Origin of the sequence: Moorena sp. SIO2C4 (assembly GCF_010672485.1) — a bacterium.
Taxonomy (GTDB): domain Bacteria; phylum Cyanobacteriota; class Cyanobacteriia; order Cyanobacteriales; family Coleofasciculaceae; genus Moorena; species Moorena producens.
The window spans coordinates 1-2805 of the sequence record NZ_JAAHGN010001004.1 but is presented as its reverse complement, the minus strand read 5'-3'; the positions used below and the strand labels follow the sequence as shown (position 1 = coordinate 2805).

The window sequence follows — 2805 nt, the reverse complement described above, 5'->3', positions numbered from 1 at the left end:
TCACTTCTTGTTCGGTATAAACCGATGTGGGAGTGTCAAACTCCCCTACCCACCTTGGTCAGAATTTAATCTAACTGTGTGGCTACTTTTTGGCATCAATTGCCTAGCAATTTCACGTCATACCTCTTTTTTTTGACGGTTTCCATCATTTGGGTTTTTCACCATTTTTTTTAGAGGCTGTCGGAGTCAAGGTAAGACGTAATACTTGTTTATTACTATAATCTTAGCAGATTTCTGCCTCAATGACTTGACTAAATGAAAACCGAAAGACTAATGATTAGGATTACTAGCTTCGAGAAACGACAACTAAAACAAGAGGCCGAACGGCGCGGCTTGAAGTTACCGTAAGAGAGGGCACAGACGCGCGCCTTGAAGAGGGTAGCCAGGCGACCCACTCTTACGGTTTCGTCTCCGGAATGACTCAGTCTGAATTGATCTCAAGCTTAATAGCCAGACTACCCGAACCCAAGTTAACGGATACGGCGGGTTAAAACCCGTCGCGTCCGGAGACGAAACCGATAGATAGGGTCGCCTTTATGGGTGAACGCGCCCCGCGTGGCCTACGGCCAATCTCTCTTGCATAAAAGGGTTAAATTTTTTGTAATAAGGCGACCCTATCCTTACGGTAACTTCTAACCGTTTCATCCTCCCTTTAAAAAAGGGAGGCTCTCACGTTCCCGGATTTTTTGGTAGATGCACCCTGATGATCAAGAGAGCTTGAAGACGGCTCTCTTATTTTTTTTTGGGGAAAGGGATCGATGCAGGATATCTCAAAAGCTGTGTGTACTCATTCAAAAACAACGCAAAACAAACAACGCAAAACAAACAACGCAAAATAAACAACGCAAAATAAACAACGCAAAACTAGCGAATGCGATCGCATACTCTGTATATATAGCAGTCGCCAGGGTAATTAGGACATGACAAAAGTCTCAAACTACAGTTTGGCTTGAGTTTAACTTCTGACAAATGACTTCTGACTTCTGACTTCTGCTATATCTGTATATCTAATCAGGTATGAGAGGATGGGGGGTGAGTTTTCTGATTCCTCCACCCCTGCTCTAGGTGAAATTTATCCTCTTGCGTAAAAAGGAAAGACTTGGGTGATAACTATATAGGTGCATCCCAGATTGACTTGAGCAAGTTGTGATGAGGAAATAAACATGAAAAAAGCACTATTAATCGGAGCTTTATTGGCCCAGACTACAATATTTGGTGCGAGTAAAGCCCTGGCTCAGGTTCCTGATTGGGTGATGGATGGAGCAGGATGTGTTCCCATTGATTCTGCTATACAACAAGACCTTTATCTGATCACGGCGGGACGGATTAAGTTCAAACCAGGAAAAACCGGTTCAATTACTGTCATTTGTCCAGTGTCTGTTAATGTTAAAAGTGCCAACAACATTAGTGTTTCCTACCGTGATTCGACGGGAAGAAGTACGAATGCTCGTGTCACAGCAGCACTACGACGCATTAGAAAGCGTGATGGTGCTGTTAATACTGTCTCTGGATTAGTTTTTAATTCGGATACCAGAAGCGAAACTGCTTATACCTTCCAGGGAAGTTCAACCAGTAGTGAATCAGGTCATACCTTTGACCATTTCAATTACTACTACTATGTGCAGACTTCCCTGGTTCGGAGAAGCTCAAGCAATATCGTCGAGTTTGGTGGAGTTGAGCTAGGAAGAGTTATTTTTTAAGTCTGATCTCAATAGCACCCTCGTTAACGCTGAAACTTTGACGAAATAAGCGATGGAGTCGAGTCCGGTTAATCACTTCGTCTTTAGGTAAATCGTTAATTATTAATCGTTAATTATTAATTGACGAACAACTAAAAATGATAAGTAGTCAACCGGACATGATCTGACCAGCAATATTAAATCAATACGTCTTCTACAATCATTTCATTTAAAGTTTTCAATAAATCCCGCTCATTGTAAGGCTTAGAAAAATAGGCAGATGCGCCTAAAGTCATGGCTAGTTTCCGATGTTTAGAACCACTCCGGGAGGTGAGCATAATAATGGGTAAGGTCTTTAAGCTCGGCTCTTCTTTGACCCGAGTTAAAAAGCCGTAGCCATCCAGCCGGGGCATTTCGATGTCACAAATAATGGCTTTCACCTCTAATCCCCGAAGCAGTTTTTCTATCCCATCCTGACCATCTTTGGCATGTTCTACAATATACCCAGCTTTTTCTAACCCCAATGCCAACATCCGGCGCACGTTAATCGAGTCGTCAATGATTAAGATAGTGTCTTTGGTACTTGGTTGTATCCCGAGCGAGGGAGGTTGTTGCTCCACAAATCCCTTTGAGGTGGAGCAATGTTGTGTTGATAAACTCTCTAGGTTACTGGTGCGCTGACAACTGATTATCCAGCGTACCATGGCATTGGCGTCTACCAGGGGAACCACTCGACCGTTGCCGAGAATGGTACAGCCGCTAAATCCATCAGGTAACCCTAGGGTTCCTTCTACTTGACGCACGGTAACTTCTCGCTCTCCCCAGGAGCGGTCTACACACAGGCCGATTAATTGCTCGGCTTGATTGATAATTAGAATAGTAGGTTCGTTAATGCTCGGGGTTTCTTCTAGGGTGGTGACCCGACGGCGACAGTAAAATTTCAGCCACTTTTTCAGGCGAATCAGGGACACCATTTTCCCTTGCCAGTTTATGACTTCGTTGCCTAGGGTGTTTAAGATTTGCTGGGATTTCAGCATCAGCATCTCTTGAATCACGTCGATGGGAAATGCCAAGAGCATACCGTTACTTTCCACTAAAAGGATGCGTGCTACCGATAGGGTAAAGA

General features: G+C 43.8%; 2 protein-coding genes. One reads left to right on the top strand and one right to left on the bottom strand.

Annotated features, from left to right (window positions below):
* The first annotated feature begins 1163 nt into the window (after positions 1 to 1163).
* Positions 1164 to 1700 carry a hypothetical protein gene (locus F6K20_RS32780; RefSeq protein WP_008181158.1) on the top strand — a complete coding sequence of 179 codons (537 nt, stop codon included), beginning with the start codon at positions 1164 to 1166 and terminating at the stop codon, positions 1698 to 1700.
* 176 nt (positions 1701 to 1876) lie between these two features.
* On the opposite strand, the gene F6K20_RS32775 is transcribed toward F6K20_RS32780, so the two are convergent.
* The coding region (locus tag F6K20_RS32775; RefSeq protein ID WP_287297551.1) for an ATP-binding response regulator at positions 1877 to 2805 on the bottom strand (929 nt) is incomplete at its 5' end.